This window comes from Sorangium sp. So ce204 (assembly GCF_051526795.1).
Lineage (GTDB): Bacteria > Myxococcota_A > Polyangia > Polyangiales > Polyangiaceae > Sorangium > Sorangium cellulosum_B.
The window spans coordinates 1,474,543-1,492,460 of the sequence record NZ_CP150317.1 but is presented as its reverse complement, the minus strand read 5'-3'; the positions used below and the strand labels follow the sequence as shown (position 1 = coordinate 1,492,460).

Annotated in this window: 13 protein-coding genes; 9 read left to right on the top strand and 4 right to left on the bottom strand. The window is 70.0% G+C overall.

Annotated elements, in window-relative coordinates:
• Positions 1-41: 41 nt before the first annotated feature.
• From WMF22_RS05415 to WMF22_RS05405, 3 genes are all read left to right on the top strand, one after another.
• Positions 42-3,557, top strand: coding sequence for a caspase family protein (locus WMF22_RS05415; RefSeq protein ID WP_438035076.1), 3,516 nt, complete (start codon positions 42-44; stop codon positions 3,555-3,557).
• Positions 3,558-3,735: 178 nt separating this feature from the next.
• Entirely contained in the window at positions 3,736-4,518 is a 783-nt protein-coding gene (locus WMF22_RS05410) for a M12 family metallopeptidase (RefSeq protein ID WP_438035075.1), read from the top strand.
• Between the two features lie 57 nt (positions 4,519-4,575).
• Positions 4,576-6,744, top strand: coding sequence for a caspase family protein (locus WMF22_RS05405; protein WP_438035074.1), 2,169 nt, complete (start codon positions 4,576-4,578; stop codon positions 6,742-6,744).
• A gap of 66 nt (positions 6,745-6,810) precedes the next feature.
• Here WMF22_RS05405 and WMF22_RS05400 read toward each other — a convergent pair whose 3' ends face one another.
• The gene (locus WMF22_RS05400; RefSeq protein ID WP_438035073.1) at positions 6,811-7,170 is read right to left on the bottom strand and encodes a DUF2325 domain-containing protein; all 360 of its coding nucleotides are present in this window, start codon (positions 7,168-7,170) and stop codon (positions 6,811-6,813) included.
• Between the two features lie 510 nt (positions 7,171-7,680).
• On the opposite strand from WMF22_RS05400, the gene WMF22_RS05395 reads away from it, so the two are divergent.
• Together WMF22_RS05395 and WMF22_RS05390 are read left to right on the top strand one after the other, a co-directional pair.
• Entirely contained in the window at positions 7,681-8,658 is a 978-nt protein-coding gene (locus WMF22_RS05395; protein ID WP_438035072.1) for a ferritin-like domain-containing protein, read from the top strand.
• Positions 8,631-9,545: a hypothetical protein gene (locus tag WMF22_RS05390; protein WP_438035071.1), complete on the top strand. Its 915-nt coding sequence runs from the start codon at positions 8,631-8,633 to the stop codon at positions 9,543-9,545. The genes WMF22_RS05395 and WMF22_RS05390 overlap by 28 nt, the downstream gene beginning before the upstream one ends.
• Positions 9,546-9,580: 35 nt before the next feature.
• On the opposite strand, the gene WMF22_RS05385 is transcribed toward WMF22_RS05390, so the two are convergent.
• The 3 genes from WMF22_RS05385 to WMF22_RS05375 all read right to left on the bottom strand — a co-directional run bounded on the left by WMF22_RS05385 (position 9,581) and on the right by WMF22_RS05375 (position 12,139).
• Positions 9,581-10,213 (bottom strand): RNA polymerase sigma factor, encoded by a 633-nt coding sequence (locus WMF22_RS05385; protein WP_438035070.1) that lies wholly within the window; start codon positions 10,211-10,213, stop codon positions 9,581-9,583.
• Positions 10,206-10,901, bottom strand: coding sequence for a helix-turn-helix transcriptional regulator (locus tag WMF22_RS05380; protein ID WP_438035069.1), 696 nt, complete (start codon positions 10,899-10,901; stop codon positions 10,206-10,208). The genes WMF22_RS05385 and WMF22_RS05380 overlap by 8 nt, the downstream gene beginning before the upstream one ends.
• Positions 10,902-11,050: 149 nt before the next feature.
• A complete protein-coding gene (locus WMF22_RS05375) occupies positions 11,051-12,139 on the bottom strand; it encodes an RNA polymerase sigma factor (protein WP_437298034.1) in 1,089 nt (362 codons plus the stop codon).
• Positions 12,140-12,365: 226 nt separating this feature from the next.
• Here WMF22_RS05375 and WMF22_RS05370 point away from each other — a divergent pair, with 226 nt between their 5' ends.
• From WMF22_RS05370 to WMF22_RS05355, 4 genes are all read left to right on the top strand, one after another.
• Positions 12,366-13,478 (top strand): hypothetical protein, encoded by a 1,113-nt coding sequence (locus WMF22_RS05370; protein ID WP_438035068.1) that lies wholly within the window; start codon positions 12,366-12,368, stop codon positions 13,476-13,478.
• Between the two features lie 56 nt (positions 13,479-13,534).
• Positions 13,535-15,112, top strand: a complete 1,578-nt coding sequence (locus WMF22_RS05365; protein ID WP_438035067.1) for a hypothetical protein — start codon at positions 13,535-13,537, stop codon at positions 15,110-15,112.
• 37 nt (positions 15,113-15,149) lie between these two features.
• Positions 15,150-16,676, top strand: a complete 1,527-nt coding sequence (locus WMF22_RS05360) for a hypothetical protein (RefSeq protein WP_438035066.1) — start codon at positions 15,150-15,152, stop codon at positions 16,674-16,676.
• Between the two features lie 588 nt (positions 16,677-17,264).
• On the top strand, positions 17,265-17,897 hold the full coding sequence (locus WMF22_RS05355) for a hypothetical protein (protein ID WP_437298029.1): 633 nt from the start codon (positions 17,265-17,267) through the stop codon (positions 17,895-17,897).
• Positions 17,898-17,918: the final 21 nt, after the last annotated feature.

Sequence of the window (17,918 nt, the reverse complement as noted above, 5' to 3'; positions counted from 1 at the left end):
ACGAGTAGACCTCCGACGGTTCGAGGGTGACGAGCGACCCAATGGCAGATCGCGAGAGGAGCACCGCAATCGAGCCTCCGTTCGACCGGAACGTGCGGCCGGTCAGCCCTTCCATCTACGGCACCTATGCGGAGAAGTGGGCGGTGGTCGTGGGGATCTCCAGGTACAAGGACGCGAGCCTCAACCTGAACTACGCAGCTCGCGACGCCGAAGACCTGGACAAGATCCTCACGGAGAGCTGCGGCTTCAAGAGGGACAACGTCCAGCTTTTGCTCAACGAGCAAGCGACGACGGCCAAGGTCACCTGGGCGCTCCGGAGCTTCCTTAAAAAAGCTGCCAGGGACGATATCATCCTCCTCTACTTCGCGTGCCACGGCCAGCCGGACGTGGGAGCTCGGGGCAACATCTTCTATCTGATCACATGGGACACCGACCCCAAAGACATCGGGTCCACGGCCCTGCCGATGCGAGAGGTGCAGAACGCCCTGAACGACTATGTACTGGCCGAACGAGGGGTCATCCTGGTCGATGTCTGCCACGGTTCGCCGATCGGTGGTTCGACACGAGCGCGGAGCCTCAGCGCGGGCGAGGTGATGAACCAGCAAGCCGAGGCGCTCAGCAAGGCACAGGCCGGGATCGCGACGATCTCGTCCACGCGGGCGAACGAGGCAGCGCAAGAAGGCGCCCAGTGGGACGGCGGCCACGGCGTCTTCACGCACTTCCTGCTCAAAGGGCTCGGCGGCGATGCCGCCGAGGAGGACACCGGCAAGGTGACGGTGAGCAGCCTCTACGATTATGTGAGCAAGAATGTGATAGCCGCCACGGAGCCCACACCGCAACACCCATGGATCAGCGGAAACGGCTTCGATAACAACCTGCCCCTCGCCTGGCGGGCGACGCTCGACAACGAGGAACGGCAGGCGCTCGGCCGCGATCTCGCTGACATCGCGCGGTACCTGGGCGATCGAGTCAGCCTGGACGTGGCCAGCGAGCTCTTCGTCGACAACACGGTGGACCTGGGTCTCGCGCGCCTCGACGCCGGCGACTGCGACCGCGCCATCCCGGCGTTTCAGGCCGTGGTGAGCCGGGGCGAAACCGGAGCGGTCGAGTCGGCTTACTACCTGGGCGTCGCGCTCGCGAGGGCTCACGGCGCGAGCGCCGCGAAGCAATCTATCGAGTCCTTCCTCGCCAAGAACCCCGGCGATCCGCGAGCGGCCTTCGCGCGCGATCTCCTGGAGGCCCCGGCGCGCCGCACGACCGCGGGAACCCGGCGCGCGCTGTTGATCGGCGTCGGCCACGCTGGCCAGGGAACGGACGACGACGAGGTGGAGGCGAACGACGCGCGCTCGCTTCGCGAGGTCTTGCTCGACCGGTGGCGCTTCGCCGACGACGACGTGATCTTGCTCTGCGGGCCTGATGCCACCCGAGACGGCATCCTGGGCGCGCTGGAGAAGCTCGTCCGTTCCGCGACCGGGGACGACGCGGTGGTCGTCTTCTACAGCGGCTGCCGAGGCTTCTCGCCCCTCCTAGACGACGCGATCCGCTCGTACCGCGTCGGCAGCCTCGACCCGGCAGCGGGCGCCGGGGACGCCGTACCGTCGATCACGCCGGACGAGATTCACAGGGCGCTCCAACGCATCCGCTCGCGGCGCAAGACGCTCATCATGGACACCGACGCGCCGCCGAAGCTGCTCGACCTCGCCCGCGATGCATCCTACGCGGCCCTGTTCGGGGCCTGCGCCGGAAGGCAGGCTTCGACGGTGCACATCGATGAGCGCTACGGCCGCCGCGGGCTCTTCTCATGGGCGCTGGTCGAACAGCTCAAGACGGCGACGCCGAGCACCACGCTCGAAGAGCTCAGGGACGAGATCGCGAGGCGCATGCAGACCCACCTGGACGCGCGGGAGCAAGCGCCGCACCTGAGCGGGACAGGATCGATGTCCGAGCGCCTCGAGCCGGTGAGCATCGGGCACCTCACGCTCTTCGAGCTGAGCCGGCGGCGGCGCTTCGACGGGTTCGCGCGCCAGGATCTCGAGGTGCGCTACGACGCGATCCTCCGCGCGTTCCCCGCGGCGCCGCCCGACCTGCACTACGCGGCCGGGCGCGCCTTCCTCGAACAAGGAGCGTACGTCCGGGCGGCCGAGGCGCTGGCCTTGTCCGTGCGCGCGCGCGCGCCGTCCGCGCCGGAGGCGTTCATGGCGGTCGCCGTCGCCCAGATCGGCGCTGGACAGCGGGAGGCCGCGGCGGGCTCGCTCCGTGGGTATCTCAGCGCCTTTACCCCACCAGCCCACGCGCCGCTGGCGGACGACGTGACATCGCTGGTCGCGCGGCTCGAGCGCGGCAATCGCTTCGCGCTCCTCGTCGGAATCGACGCGTACGGCCATCCGGGGGTACCCCGTCCGCGGGGCGCGGTCAACGACGCGCGCGCGCTGTTTCAGGTGCTCATCGATGGGTACGGGTTTCTGCCAGAGAACGTGCGCTTGCTCCTCGACGGCGCCGCGAGCCGCGCCGCGATCCTCGCGGCGTTCAAGGAGCTCGCCGCGAAGCCAGAGGAGTCGGCCACGCTCTTCTATTTCGCCGGCAACGGCTCCTTCAACGCGAGCGGTCATCCCACGATCGTGAGCGCGGACGGGCGGAGCGACGGCGTGATCGACATCGCGCTTCGCGAGCTCGACGAGCTCGCCGGTCGGGGCTCGACACCCCTCGTCACCATCGTGGACGCCGGCTGGACGAGCAGGGCGTCCCCGGAAGGGGCGAGGTACGTCGAGGCGGATACGCCGCCGGTCCCGCTCGGACGCGCCCAGAGCGCTCGCCGGTACTTCGACTCCCCCCCTCGGGTCGGCAGGTTGACCGCGCTCAACGGATCCATCAACATGGCGAGGGTCAGCGAGGAGCGGCCGAAGGTCGAGGAGGCGATGGCGCTGTCGTCGCCCGGCTCCGGCGATGCGGTGCACGGTCTATTGACCCATGAGATCGTCAAGGCGCTCAAGACGGCCCAGCCGGCCGCGCTGACGTGGCGGGGGTTGTTCGGGGCGATTCCGACGACGATGAACGTGCACGTCACCGGGGAGGGGATGGACGAGCTCGCGTTCGACGACCGGCTCCTGGACAGCGCCCGCGCGTGCCTCGTGAACCTCGATCGCGAGCCTGCCCGCCGCGCGCTCGCCGTGCTCGAGCGCGCTGACATACCCAACAACCTGCTATGGCGCGGGATCGCGTACGCCGCGCTCGAAAAACACAAGGAGAGCATCGAGGCGCTCGAGGCGTTCATCCGGGAGAATGAGGGGGCGCAGTCGACGGCGGCGCACTATCACCTTGGCCGCGTGTTCTTCAAGAGCCGGCGTGACCTGGACCGCGCCGTGAGCGAGCTGCGCTGGGTAACGCAGCGCGATTCCGCGCACTCCGCTGCGTTTCTTTATCTGGGCAGGGCGCTCCGCGCCCGCGCCGAGAGCGACATCCGGGGGGAGGCGGCGATGGCCTACACCAGGTACCTCCACTCTGGCGCTCCTCCCGGCTATGAGAACGAGGCATGGAGCTTCTTGGCAGCGAACAAATAGCAATATTCCCAGATCTGGCGAGCCGAGGGCCCACCATTTATCGACGTTCGGCAGCGACAACAGATTGCGGCGAAGCTCCACCGAACTATGGTGTACGCGGTGCGGCGTGATGAGCCGGAGGGTATCGCGCCGTACGGCCGCCACGCGCCCGCCCTCCGAGAAGGACAGAGGAATGCCCATGGGCACGACAGAAGAATCCATCCATCTCTGCTTCGATCGGCCGCTGCCGCTCGCGCTGGAGGAGACGGCGAGGCGGATCGCCGTGCAGGAGAATCCGGCGAACGAGGTAGACCCGAACCTCGATCCGAACGATCCGAAGCTCCAGCCGACAGAGCGTATCGCGCTCATCGCGCAGAAGCGGTGGCGCCCCGGCAAGCGCCTGAGGATCCGTTTCCTCGACGGATCGGCCACGATGCGGCAAAAGGTCGCTCACTATGCCCGGGAGTGGACGCGCTACGCCAACATCACCTTCGACTTCGACGATTCGGATTACTCAGAGATCCGGATCTCATTCTACGCCGACCGGGGCTCGTGGTCGGCGCTCGGCACGGACGCGCTGGTACAGCAGTATTTTCCGCTCCACCAGCCCACGATGAACTTCGGGTGGCTGCGCGACAACACCGACGACGCGGAGTACTCGCGCGTCACGATCCACGAGTTCGGCCACGCGCTCGGCGCCATCCACGAGCACCAGAACCCGCAGGGCGGCATCCAGTGGAACGAGGAGGCGGTCTACAGATACTTCTCCGGCCCGCCGAACAACTGGCCCCGGGAGAGGACGTACCGCAACGTCATCGAGAAATATTCGGCGAATATCCTGATCGGGACACAGTTCGACCCGGACTCGATCATGCTCTACGGCTTCCCCGCGGCGCTCACGCGGAACGGAGTAGGGACCAAGTCGAACAACAAGCTATCAAGACGGGACATCGAATTCATCAAGGCCGCTTACCCCAGCTGACCTGCGGCCGCGCCTGCGCGGGGGCCCGGCCCTGATGGCCCCCATTCGAGGAGCCTCATGAACGACCGACGCAGCTCCGAATCCGACGACACGGGGTTCAGCGAACCGCGGGGGGCGAGCCCGACCTTCCGGGCGCTGCTCATCGGCATCGATTTCTATGCTCTGAACAGGCTCCCGAATGACGCGACGTACATGTCGCTGCGCGGCTGCGTGAGCGACGTCGACCGCGTCGAGAAGGTCCTGCGCGCCCGGATCACCATGCCGCACGACATCAAGACGCTCCTGGCGCCGAACGTCGGGGACGACAGGCCCGGTGGGCCGGAGAGCGCTTGGCCTACGTACAGGAACATCAAAGCCGCGCTGGATGGGCTGCTCGCCCGCACGCAGCCGGGCGACCACGTGTACATTCACTACTCCGGCCACGGGGGCCGCGTACTCACGAAGTTCACCGACCTGAAGCCCGGTGGGTTCGACGAGACGCTCGTGCCGACGGACATCGGTGACGGCTCGCGTTACCTCCGCGATCTCGACATCGCCTATTACCTCGACGCGCTCACGAGGAACAGGCAGGCGACCGTGACCGTCGTGCTCGACAGCTGCCATTCCGGCGGCGCGACGCGTGGAGTCAACATCGCGCCGCGGTGCGCGACGGGCGCCCGCGGGGGCGCGGATCCCACGCTCGACACCACGGAGCGCCCGACGGACGGCGTGGCCTCCGACGATGAGCTGTGCGCCGCGTGGAAGCGGCTCGAAGCGACGGGCGCTGGCCGCCGCGCCGCGACCGCCACCACCTGGCTCCCCGAGGCCAGGGACTATGTGCTTCTTGCGGCATGCCGCGACGTGGAGACCGCGCTGGAGGTGCGCCTGGACGGCGGCAGGTCGACTGGCGTGCTGACCGCGGCCTTCCTCGAGGCGCTGGAAGGGCTCGGCAAAGACCAGACCTGGAAGGCGCTCTACGAGCGCGTGCTCGCGAGCGTGCACAGCAAGTATTCGTCGCAGACCCCCCAGCTCCTGGGTCAGGGGCAGCGCCAGGTCTTCGGGGCCGAGCTGCGGCCCGTCGTGAGCACCGTGATGGTCAACGAGATCGACGCTCCGAACCGGAGAGTGAGGCTGAGCGCAGGTCTAGCGACGGGGACCCACGTGGGCGCGAAGTTCGGGATTTTCTCCCCAGGGACGACAGACTTCACGCAGCCCAACCTGCGCGTGGGCGCGGCCGTCGTCGACACGATGATGGCCGTGGAGAGCTGGGCGTCGCTGGAGGAGGGCGCCGCGATCGATTCCGTCGAGCTGGGCGCCCCCACGCTCCTCGAGGACGTGGGATCCATCGAGCTTCGGCGCGCAGTCAATCTCTTTCACCGGGACGACCTGCCGCCCGAGATCGATCAGGCGCAGGCGCTCGGCGCCGTGGGAGCGGCGATCGAGGCGAGAGGGCGAGGGTTCCTCGAGCTCCTCTCCGGCGGGACACCGCACTACCAGGTCGCTCTCAACAAGGATCGTCGTTACGAGCTCTGGGACCCGTCGGGAAAGCCCATTCCCAACGTGGGGACGGTGGCGATCGGCGCACCGGGCGCCGCCTCGATCGTCGTCGATCGGCTGCTGCATCTCCTCCGGTGCCAGACCATCCTGGAGGTCGCCGAGCCGGTCTCGGGGCTCAAGGACGATCTCCACGTCGAGCTTCTCGCCCCGCCGCCGGGGTGGTCGGAGCGCGCGCCGGCCGAGGGTGGGACCGTGATCAGGCCCGACGGCGATGCCTACGTCATCAAGCCCGATACCTGGGTGTTCGTCCACGTCGTGAACGGGAGCAACAGCCCGGTCAACGTCGCCGTCATCGATCTCGGCGATGACTGGGGGATCCGCGCCCTCGAACCACCGCCGCCGGAGGGGCGCATGATCCCCACGCGACGGTATTCCACCGTGGATGCGAGGGGGGAGGCCCATTTCGCGTTGCAGTTCTTCCTTTCCCAGGGACGTGGCTCGTCGCTCGACGTCATCAAGATCTTCGCGACCCTCGGTGATACCGATTTCTGGTGGCTCCTGCACCCGGCGCTCGACAAGCCCGTGACCCGTTCGCTGACCACGAGGGACACAGCCGCGAACGACGCGCTCTTCCGGCTGCGCGAGGCGCTCGACGCGGAGGAGAACACGCTGCGCGAGGTGCGCCCCAGGTCCGCTCCGGGTGACGGATGGACCACAAGGCAGTTCCGCGTCGAGACGCGACGGACGTGACCCTCGACGGGGCCGCCTCGACAGGGCCCCTTCGACGTGTCACGCGGGGCGCCGCGGCTCCTCTCCTCAGGCGGCGCGCTGCTCGATCACGGCGCGCAGCGCCGAGACGGAGGCGCTGCGCAGGTACACGACGGGGGCGCCATCCGCCGCGAGGCTCTGCATCTGGTCGCGCAGCGCGTGCGAGACCATCGTCACCATGATCACGATGAGCGCGATCCTCCCCACGCCGTGGCGCGCGCCCGGCGGCACGCGGTTCTCGTAATGGCGCAGCGACCAGCCGTGCTTCTCGACCACATCGCGGTAGCGGCTCGACATGCCGCCGCTGCCCCCGATGACCAGCACCGTCTGCTCCTCGCGCTTGCTGTCGACCGCCTGGGAACGCCGCTCCGCCTTCATGCGATCTCCCTGGAGCAAGGCGTAAGCCACGCTGCTCCGGCGGCCATTTCCGCGCAAATGTCGCGGCTCCGGCCTATTCCCCGGCAAAATGTCGTCGAATCATTGAGGCCACTGTCATCGTGACATCGCGAGCGCGAGGACCCGACGCTGCGCGGCGGTGGCCGCGAGGATCGGGGAATATTCTCCCCCTCGCGGCGGTTCCTGCGGGCGCGCGCCGCCCGGGCGAGGAGACGGATCGCAGGCGCTACCGCGAGCGTCCCGCCAAAGCCACGAGAGCGCCGCGAGCGCGACCCCTCGGTGCGGAAGGCAATCCCACCGGCACCGAGAGAGCCCGACATGCCGTCCCCGCTGCCCGCGGCCGGGGTGCGCCCGGTGGGCGGGCGCCGGATGCGGCCACGAAGGCGGGAAGTCCGGAATAAAATTCAACAATAGTCCACATTGGACGCCTGCACGAGGGCGCTCTCCGAACGGATGCCACGGCGTTCCGCCGGCGACGTCGAGCTGTGGTAGGGAGCGGCGTCCCCCCTGCCCCGCCGTGCCATGATGTCTCCCGCCACGCCGCCCAGCGACCCGCCTCCGCCGCCGCCCGGCACCGTCGAGCGCTGGGCCTGGGATTACGTCCTCTCGACCGACCTCGAGCACAAGCTCTCTCCGCCGCCCGTGCCCTCCCTCTGGGAGTCGGATGCCACGCTGTCGGCGTCGGGCGCCGCGCCGGCCCCGCCGCGGCGCCTCGCGCGGCCTGGACGGCCCGCCGCGCTGCGCATCTCGGAGCGCGCGCAGAAGAGCCCGGGGCCCGAGGCGTTGCGCAACCCGGCGCGGCGCGCGCAGCTCTTCCACGCGTTCCTGCACCACGAGCTCCAGGCGGCGGAGCTCATGGCGTGGGCGCTGCTCGCCTTCCCCGAGACGCCGCGCGCCTTCCGCGGCGGCCTCGTCCGGATCGCGCTCGACGAGGCGCGCCACATGCGGCTCTACGCCGCGTACCTCGCCGCGATCGACCACCGCTTCGGCGACTTCCCGGTGCGCGACTGGTTCTGGACGCGGGTGCCCGCCGCCGCGTCGCCCGCGCAGTTCGTGGCCGTGATGGGCATGGGCCTCGAGGGGGGCAACCTCGACCACACGGCGCGCTTCGCCGAGCGCTTCCGCGCCATCGGCGACGTCGAGGGCGCCGCGCTCACCGAGCGGGTCTGCGCCGAGGAGATCCCGCACGTGCGCTTCGGGGTCCGCTGGTTCCGCCGCTTCACGCAGGCGAGCGGGAGCGCTGGCCAAGCGGCGCCTTCCACGTCTGCCGCAGGCGATCCGGCCGCCGCGGGTGAAGCCGCGCCGCGCGGGCCGGATGACGTCGCGCCGCCGCCCGGTGCGAGCGATTTCGAGGCGTGGGTGCGCCACATCCCGCCGCCCCTCTCGCCGCTGCTCATGCGGGGGGATCCGATGAACCGCCGCGACCGCGGCCGCTCCGGCCTCTCCGAGCCGTTCCTCGACGCGCTGGCCTCATGGACCGAGCGAGCGCCTGGATCCTGAACTTCGACGCCGACGAGGAGCTGGCGCGCCCCGCGGGGTACACCCCGCGCGCCGCGGTAGCCGGCCGGGCGCCCGAGCTCGCCGGCCGCGTCTCGGCCCTGCTGCACCCCGGCGACGTCGTGCTGAGCCCCGAGCTCGCCTCGCCCCTCGTGCCCCCGGCGCCGCCTGGAACGCCGCTCGTCGGCCGCGCGTGGTGCCCCACGCCCCGCGCCCTTCGCCTCCTCGGCCGCGCCGGCGTCGCGCTCGCGGCGGCTCCGCCGCTCGAGGTGCTCCGGCGCGTCAACCACCGGAGGTTCTGCGCGGACCTCGGCCAGACGCTGCCCGGCGCGCGCTACGTCGCCTCCCTGGCCGAGCTCGAGGCCGCGATCGCGGAGCCCACGCCGACGGGCCACTGGCTGCTCAAGCGGCCGTTCGGGTTCGCCGGGCGCGGCCGGCGCCGGGTCGCCCGCGGCGCGCTGCCGCCCGATGCGCGGCCCTGGGCCGTCGCGTCGCTCGATCCCGCGTCGCCGGACAGCGGCCTGCAGGTCGAACCCTGGGTCGAGCGCCGCGGCGACCTCTCGCTGCACGGGCACGTCGCCCGCGGCGGCGCGGTGCGCCTCGGCGATCCGTGCGTCCAGCGCTGCGACGCGAACGGGGCGTACCTCGGGGCCTCCCTGGCCGGCGAGGGCGACCTCGGCGACGGCGAGCGCCGGGGGCTCGTCGAGGCCGCGCTCGAGGCGGGGCAGGCGCTCGCCGGCGCGGGCTATTTCGGGCCGTTCGGGATCGACGCCTTCCGCTGGGAGGACGAGCGCGGCGCGCTGCGCTGGAACCCGCGCTGCGAGATCAACGCGCGCTACACGATGGCGTGGGCCATCGGCATGGGCAGCGCGCGGCCTGATCTGGAGTGACCGAGGCCCAAGGCGTCCGCTACCAAAGCAAGACGTCAGCCCTCACTGCTCGGCTCCCGAAGCGGCGGCATGCTCGCCAACATGCTCCTGATGGCGGGCAGCGTCCGGGCATCGTTCAAGCGCAGCGCCCTCCAGAGCTGCTCTCTTCCGCGCGCCAGATGCTCCTGGATCGTGCTCGGATTTTGATCGAGCTCGGCCGCGATCTCCTCCGCGGTGAGCCCCAAAGCGACGTTCACCACGGCGTCGCACAGCGCAGGATCGATCCGTTCCAAGTGGCGGAGGCCGAGCCGCGCCGCCACCTGCCCAAACGGTGACGGCATAGGGTCATCGATCGCCGAATGTGCATACGAATCGCGGCCTTTCTCCCACCGATTCTGGAACTTCCTGTAGTGCGCCGTATGGTGCCACACGACCACATCCAGCCAGCGTCTCGTCGCCTGCTTCATCGACAGGTGCTCGCGCGCGGGGACCCCTCCCGCCTCGACTGTCCTCCATACGGAGAGCAGGATATCCTGCATCACATCGTCGCGATCGCACTCTGGAACCTGGAGCCGGCGCAGCCTGTCCCTGATCATCGAACTTTGCTGCACGATGGCATCGAACGTAACGCGTGCCTCGGGACGCATGCCCACGTCCACCACATCCGAGGCGCGGTGGCGCTCACCCATGGCTCCCTACTCCCGGAAGTGTCGTGTTCAGCGGAGAGCGCTCTGCTTCCTCCCAATCCGGCGCGTCGGTGGAGCTCGCCCCCGCTTCGTCACGCTGTAACGGGCGCGGAGGCGGCGGCACCGAGCTCGGCGCCGGAGACGACGCCGGAAGCGCCGAGCTCTCGCGCCTGGTGATGGGCTCGCCGACCTGGATCACCACGGTCTCCTCTGCGTCCGTCCGGTAGTCGTCGTGCAGCCGCCACAGGCGCTCCCAGTACCGAGCGGGCGTGCCTGTGACGTGCTCCAGCTGCCGGGCAAGGCCGGGCGTCATGGGAAGGTCGTTCCTTAGCAACTGCTCCACCTCCCTCGGCGATAGCCCCGTGCTCTCGGCCAGCTTTCTCCTCCACGAAGGGTTCGTCGCGCAGAACGACTCGAGGACCCTGCCTGGCCCGGGGATGGGGCGCGCGCGGACGTTCGTCAGCTCTGCGAGCGCCGCATCGACGTGGCAGTCCAGCAGGCGCCGGTATCGGTCCCGCTCCCCCGCAGCCTGCTCCTTCGCATCGGTGAGGGCTGCCACCTCGTCATCATGCGCGTGCTCGCGCGCCTCGCGGAGCCCGCGCTCGCGTCCCAGCGCTTCACGCGCGGTGACCGCGAAGCCGATCGCGACGCAGGCTATCATCGCGAGCCCGAGCGGCGAAATGAGCCACATCGCACGGAGCACATCCTCCATCGTAGTCATCGCGTTTCGTTTCCTGGACGTGACCGTTCTTGTCGGGAACAAGGCCGATCGTCGCCTTGTGCTGTCCGAAGACATCACCAGCGTCACCGCCTGCTTGCCGTGAGAGGACAGCCGAGGGCTCAGCGCAGCTGTCGGAGAAGCGCCTCGCGCTCGGCGGCGAGCAGCCCATCGGGGAACTCCCGCGCGTGGGCGTTCAGCAGCCGGAGCGCCTCGACGTCGGCCATGGCGTCGCCGGCCTCGACAGCCCTCCGGGCCTGGTTGATCAGGCTCCTCTCATGCTCGCTGATGATCGGTCGACCCGCCCTCGCCGGAGACACGGGCCGGCCGTTGGTCCTTGTCGAGGGAGCGGGCGTGCTGCTCGCCGCCGCCTGCACCCGTGCGCTTCCTTGAGCCCTTGGCGACGAGATCTCGTGCGCGATCGACGCGGCGGGCGCCGCGGCGCCATGCGCGCCGTCTCGCGCAGGGGGCGCCACACCATCCTGCGCGGCGGGCGGGGTGACAGGCACGCGGACCGCCGCCGCCCCGAGCCATGATTCCACGTCGGCCAAGGGCGGCACGGAGGAGACGATCGCGCCGGTCAGAAGGACGATCGCGCACTGAACGAAGATCCTCACGCCCAGATGGCGCAGCGAGGCCACCCACGACGCGTGACGGCGGAAACCCAGCGCGAGCGACAGGAAGGCGCGATCGCCCCTTCCCTGCGAGCGCTCCTGCGCCTGCCACCGCTCCCGCTGCACCCGGAGCGCCTTGTGCGCCCGCCAGTGCCGCGTCCTCACCGTGGCCAGCGGGAGTCCCTGCTCGGCGGCGATCTCGGCGAGCGGGACCTCCTGGAGATCATGCTTGATCACCAGATCCCGGTACTTGGGATCGAGCTGGTCTATCAGCTCCCGCGCGAGCTCTTCCTGCTGCCGTCTCCGGAGCAGCTCTTCCGGCGTGGGGCACTCGTCGCGGATCTCGCCTTCATCGAACGACGTCAGCACCTCGCCGCGGCAGCGCGCGTCGCGGACGTGGTTGCGCGCCTGGTTGATGGCGATCGTGACGCGGTACGGGGCCGGGTCTCCCCCCGGTTCGAGCCGCTTGTCGGCCTCCAGCCCCCGCAGCAGCGCTTCCTGGGCGACATCCTCGGCGTTTCGCGCCGGCACCCCGTGGCGCCGCGCGAGGCGCCGGAAGAGCTCGAAGCCGGGGGAGACGGTCGCTGGCTTGTCCACGGTACGCAGCACACGTGAGCCGGTCGAAACGCTTCACGGAAATGATCTGGCGAGCAACTTTGGTCGGACAGTATGCCCCATTGTAGGACAATTGACCACATTCACCCAGACCTGACAGACGGCTAAGCTCATTCCACCAACCGACCGAAAATTCTCACAAAAACGGACCCAATCTGGCGATTTCTGTCGGTTGACGCCAAGAGGACGGCATCACTAGCGTGGCTGGATGCGTTGCATCGCGCATTCGCTCTCCATCTTCCTTGCGCTCGGGGTCGCGACAGGCCTCACGCGCTCGGCCAGCGCGGACGACATTCAGGCGAAGGCGAAACCGAGCGGCAGCTCATCGGTGAAGGACCATGTTCGCCGCGGTCAAAGAGCGCGCAATGCCGGGCTGTGGGTCGAGGCGCACGCCGCCTACAAGGCTGCTTTCGAGGCCGCGGACCCCGCGACAAGCACCGAGCGAGAGCGCGCGGAGCTCGCCGGTGAGCTCGGCCTTTGCGAGGTCGCGCTGCGCAGGTATCGCGACGCGGCCGAGCACCTCTCCAGGAGCCTGGAGCAGCGCGAGACGCTGCCGGACGCGCTCCGGCGGCGTTTCGAGGCAGGACAGCGCGAGGCAGCGAAGCACATCGCGACGCTCGTGCTCGGGGTCGATCCGCCCGACGCCGAGGTGCTCATCGACGGCGAGCGCATCGGCGAGATTGCACGGACCTACACGCGCTTCTTCGCGCCGGGCAAACACATGGTGCGGGCCCGCGCGCCGGGCCGTGAGGACGCGCTCCATTCGTTCCTCGCCGTGGCAGGCGCGGAGCACGAGATCACGATGCAGCTGCCCCGCACGGCGGCGAGCAGCGCCCGGGAGACCGCGCCAGGATCACCGAAGGAAGCACCGCAGGCCCTGAGCTCTTCGCCCGCTGTGCGGAGCCGGCCGCACAGCCCCTCGGCATCGTGGCCTGGCCCCCTGCGCATCACCGGTATCGGGTTGACCGTGGCGACAGGCTCGCTCGGCGCGGTCTTCATGGTTCGCGCGATGACCGCCGACGGAGATCTGGACGAGCGGAACGCGAAGCTCGACGCGGCCGGCGTTTCTCAAGGGGTGTGTCGGGAAGCGACGAGACCCTCCGCGTGCTCCGAGCTGAAGGGTCTCCGACAAGAGCGAGATCTCTTCGCCGGGCTCGGCACGGCGATGGTGGTGACGAGCGGTGTCGTGGGCGCTGCGACCCTGGCTTCGTTCTTCACGGACTTCTCTTTTCTACAGGCTGAACCGACCAGAGCTCGACTCGCGCTGGTTCCGGCGGTCACGCCGACACAGGCCGGTCTCGTGGCGTACGGGGCGTGGTGATCAGGATCTACGAAATGCCTCTTCTCGAACGGCGACGAATGCGGCGGCTTCTCACCATGGGCATCCTCTCCACGGCCGGCGCGAGCGCCCTCTCCGGGTGCACTTACGACGATAGCTGCTACGACGAACGCCTCTGCCTCACACCACCGAAGGCTCTCTGTGACGGCGATCCCGCCAAGGCGACGGCGCTCGACGAATGCGGGGTGTTCGTCAGCGAGCAGGGTAACGACACCAGCGCCGGCACGAAGGATGCGCCGGTGAGGACCTTGCAACATGCGATCGGCCTCGCCGCACACGGGCGAGGCCGCGGCGAGCCGCCGACCCGGCGCGTGTACGCGTGCGGCGGGTCGTTCGAGGAGAAGATCGCGCTGCCCTCGGGGGTCGACCTCTGGGGCGGGCGTCTCTGCGATGACGGCGACGATTGGTGGTACGAGGGGTCGTTCGGCGGGCCGGATCACCCGACGATCATCGCTCCGCCAGCGGGGATCCCGCTGCGGGTGATCACGGGAGAAGAAGACGACACGACGTCGATGATCTTCGGCGTGCGCGTCAAGGCGGCGGATGCGTCCGCGGACGATGGCAAGTCGTCCATCGCGATGATCCTGAGCGCCGGGGCCAGGGCGATCGTGCGGGAGAGCGACATCCTCGCGGGCGACGGCAAGAACGGAGAGCCGGGCGAGGACGCGCCGAGCTTCCGCGCGAGCTCCGGCGTGGTGGGGAACAACGGCGCGGACGCCTGCACCGCGGACGCGGCGCCGGGCGCCCTTCCGGTCGTGACCGTGTGCGACGATGGCGTCGAGTCGAGGGGTGGCTACGGGGGCGACGGCGGCCTCGATACGGGCGGCGATGGTGTTTCAGGGCTGCCGGAGGCGGTCGGCAATCCGCCCAACCTCGGCCGGGGCGGTTCAGGCGCGTTCGACATGCCGTGCACGGCGGGGGAGGAAGGAGCCGTCGGCGCCGATGCACAGCGCGCTGCCGGAGCGACGAGCCCTGGCCTCCTGGGCGTCGACGGATGGGTCGGCGTCCGCGGGGAGCACGGGAAGAGGGGCGGCGTCGGTCAGGGCGGCGGCGGGGGTGGCGGCGGCAGAGGGCGCGACGACAACAACGCATGTCCGACCGGTCGGCCCCAGGGCGGTGCGGCCGGCGGATCGGGGGGCAGCGGCGGCTGTGGGGGCAAAGGGGGCCAGGGGGGCGACTACGGCGGCGCGAGCATCGCGATCGTGGCACTGCAGGGGAGCGCCATCACGGTCGAGGCCGGCAGCAAGGTCCTCGGGGGCAAGGGCGGCGATGGCGGGGTCGGCGGAACGGGCCAGTGGGGAGGCTTGGGCGTTGCCGGCGGCCTTGGCGGAAACGCCTTTCAGATCGAGGCGTCGCGAGGGTGCCGCGGCGGCTTTGGCGGACGCGGCGGACGCGGCGGCGATGCCGGCGGCGGTCTCGGGGGCCACTCGCTCGGCATCGGCTCCGTGGGCGCCTCCGTCGCCATCGTGGAGAAGGCGACGGTCTTGCCGGGAGAAGCCGGCAAGGGAGGGCTCGGCGGCAATGCAGCCCAGGAAAGCAACGCCGGCCAGGCGAACGATGGGACTGCGCTGTTCTGGTTCAGGTTCGACGAGCAGGATCCGGAACCGCCTCGATGAACCGCCCTGTGTTGGCGGCGCGACTCAGGACACACACATGAGAAAGATCACCGCTGCAATCTTCGTCTTCCTGTTGTCGCCGTGGGCCGCCGGCTGCGGAACCGTGCCCGACGTGAACGATCCTGGCGTGACGCCTTGCGAAGGCACCTCGTGCGAGGACGAGCCGCCCCCGGAGTCGGTCTGCGTCGAGCACGTCGCCGCTGATATCCTCGACGACGGCTGCGGCGTGTTCGTCGCCGGAGCCTACGGCTTTGGCGACGACAAGAACCCCGGCACGAAGGCAAAGCCGGTGTTCACCGTCGAGCACGCCGTCGAGCTCGCGCGCACGAGACGAGGGCGCGTGTTCATCTGCAACGACGGATTCGTGGTGAGTCAGATCAGGGTGCCCTCCGGCGTGGATCTCCTCGGGGGCTTCGACTGCCGGAAATGGGTCCGCAGCGATCTACCCAAACGGTCCTCGTTTTATCACGAGCGGATCCGCGGTCCCATGGTGATCGTCGAACCCTCGACCCCCGAGGACAAGGGGGCCGCTGACGGGGTATCGACGCTCGCCGACCTCTATGTCCAGAGCTGGGGACCGGTCGGCGTGCTCGCTCAGTCGAACACGGTGGTGGAGATCCTGCGGAGCGAGATCTTCGCCAACGGAGGAGAGGGAGGCATCGATGGCGAGCCGTGGCCGACCAAGCAACCGGCCGCACCGGATGGCAACTTCGGTGGGGACGCGTGCTCGGCGGCCGTCGTCGCAGGCGGCGCTGCGGCCGTGAACCGGTGCGAGAACGGGCTCACGAGCGTTGGCGGCAAGGGAGGAGATGGGCTGCCCGACAGCGCCGAGGATGGCGGCGGCGGGGAGCCCGTCTACACTTCGCCCTCGCACGGCGGTATCGGGGAGCGGGACAACATGCGTTGCTCCAACGGATCCGCTGGGGGCCCGGGGGCTCCGGGAACACAGGGCGCACCGGGCACGGGCCTCGGGCGCCTCACCGACACAGGATGGGAGGGTGACACGGGGGGCGAGGGCACCTGGGGCACGCCGGGCCAGGGCGGCGGGGGCGGGGGCGGTCGCTGGGGTGGGATCGCCCTGTGCGGCGTCGCCTCCAAGGGAGGCCCAGGCGGAGGCTCGGGCGGGGCGGGCGGTTGCGGAGGCCGCGGGGGCCGCGGGGGAGCGAACGGGCAGCCGTCCATCGGCGTCCTCGCTGTTCACGCCCGGGTGACGGTGCGCGACACCAAGATCACGACATCCCGCGCCGGCTCGGGCGGCGACGGCGGGCCTCCCCAGAAAGGCGGCTGGGGCGGCCGAGGCGTGCATGGCGGAGCGGTAGGGGATGGCTTCTACTCCTGTCTCGGCGGCCAGGGCGGCGATGGTGGGCCCGGCGGCTACGGCGGCCCGGGGCGCGGCGGCGACTCCATCGGCGTCGCCTACCTCGACGAGGACCAGCTCACGCTCGAGAACGTCACCATCGAGACTGGACCGCCGGGCCCAGGTGGCACCAGCTGGAACTACGATGCCACGACAACGATGGGGCAAAGTGGTGAGGCCCACCTGACGCTTCGCTTCCCCGAATAGCCGAAGGCACGTCCTGGGAGAACGGCACGGACCTCCACGAGGCCGCAGCCGCGTCGTGGCACGGCTCCGGCGCCACCACGCCGCGCACCACCGGCCGTCGTTGATGCGACAGTGGAACTTCAACGTCACCTTCCCGCTCTGGGATCTGGTTCGCGAAACCTATTACCGCGGCGACGCCACGGACGCGACGACCCGGGATGAGCGCTCCAGATCAGCGCTCGAGCGTCTCGAACGGTGATGTCAGCGCCCGGGAACCGCCGGGCGGATCCGGCGGCCGCGCAGCTCGAGCCCCCCGTTCGGCCAGCTCTTCTCGCTCGTTCCGAGAGAGAGCGATGACACCGTGGAGGCCTCCCTGGTCCGCGGTAGGGGCAAGGCCGCCGATCGGCTCAGCATCCAGGATGCTCTGATCGAAGCGCCGCGCCCCCGCCGACACAGACTTGTTGCACACTGGCCCGTCCAGCTCCTTTACGTTCCCGCCTGCCGAACGGCGCGGGCCATCGAGGATTGTCCGATGGCCACGTGAGAGGAGGGAGCGGCATGGATCTTCCACCGTGCATAGAGATGCGACGTGCCGTGAAGCATCGGGCGGTGCAACGGGGCACCAGCGCGACGACGAGCGTGGGCATCGGGGCGTTCGGCGCGCTCGTGGCGCTCGTGGCGGCGTGCGGGGACGGCGGCGACGACGGAACGGGCGCGGCCCGAGGGCCCTGCGGCGGCGCGTTCTGCGCCGCGGATCAGTACTGCAACTACCCGCCAGGCGACTGCGGAGAGGGCGGCGTCGTCCCGGGAAATTACGGCATCTGCCAGGAGCGGCCCACGTCGTGCGACACCGCCACGCCGCGCGAGATCTGCGCCTGCGATGGGCGCTCCTACGCCAACGCCTGCGAGGCCGCGCGGGCCGGCGTGAGCGTCGGCAACGGCGAGGAGTGCGCGGGCGCAGCGCCGCCGGGGACGTTCGCCTGCGGAAGCTACTTCTGCCGATCGGACGGCGAGTACTGCCAGACCATCGAGGATCAACACGACGAGCTGTTCCGGCTTCCGCCGCAGAGCTCCTGCAAAGCGGTCGCCGTCGCCTGCGCGCCGGAGCCCTCCTGCGCCTGCCTGATCGACGTGGTCAAGCCGGCTGGCAGCAGCGACAAAAGGGAGTGCACCACCGCGCCGACCTGCACGCAGGACGCATCCGGCAATTTCGCCCTCCGGTGCGCCGGCGATCTCTACTGAGCTGCCATCGCGAGCGGCGGG

Excerpts from the sequence above, each read along its gene's own strand:
- WMF22_RS05415 (WP_438035076.1), top strand. The coding sequence starts at position 42 with ATGGCAGATCGCGAGAGGAGCACCGCAATCGAGCCTCCGTTCGACCGG.
- WMF22_RS05410 (WP_438035075.1), top strand. The coding sequence starts at position 3,736 with ATGGGCACGACAGAAGAATCCATCCATCTCTGCTTCGATCGGCCGCTG.
- WMF22_RS05405 (WP_438035074.1), top strand. The coding sequence starts at position 4,576 with ATGAACGACCGACGCAGCTCCGAATCCGACGACACGGGGTTCAGCGAA.
- WMF22_RS05395 (WP_438035072.1), top strand. The coding sequence starts at position 7,681 with ATGATGTCTCCCGCCACGCCGCCCAGCGACCCGCCTCCGCCGCCGCCC.
- WMF22_RS05390 (WP_438035071.1), top strand. The coding sequence starts at position 8,631 with ATGGACCGAGCGAGCGCCTGGATCCTGAACTTCGACGCCGACGAGGAG.
- WMF22_RS05385 (WP_438035070.1), bottom strand. The coding sequence starts at position 10,213 with ATGGGTGAGCGCCACCGCGCCTCGGATGTGGTGGACGTGGGCATGCGT.
- WMF22_RS05380 (WP_438035069.1), bottom strand. The coding sequence starts at position 10,901 with ATGTGGCTCATTTCGCCGCTCGGGCTCGCGATGATAGCCTGCGTCGCG.
- WMF22_RS05370 (WP_438035068.1), top strand. The coding sequence starts at position 12,366 with ATGCGTTGCATCGCGCATTCGCTCTCCATCTTCCTTGCGCTCGGGGTC.
- WMF22_RS05365 (WP_438035067.1), top strand. The coding sequence starts at position 13,535 with ATGGGCATCCTCTCCACGGCCGGCGCGAGCGCCCTCTCCGGGTGCACT.
- WMF22_RS05360 (WP_438035066.1), top strand. The coding sequence starts at position 15,150 with ATGAGAAAGATCACCGCTGCAATCTTCGTCTTCCTGTTGTCGCCGTGG.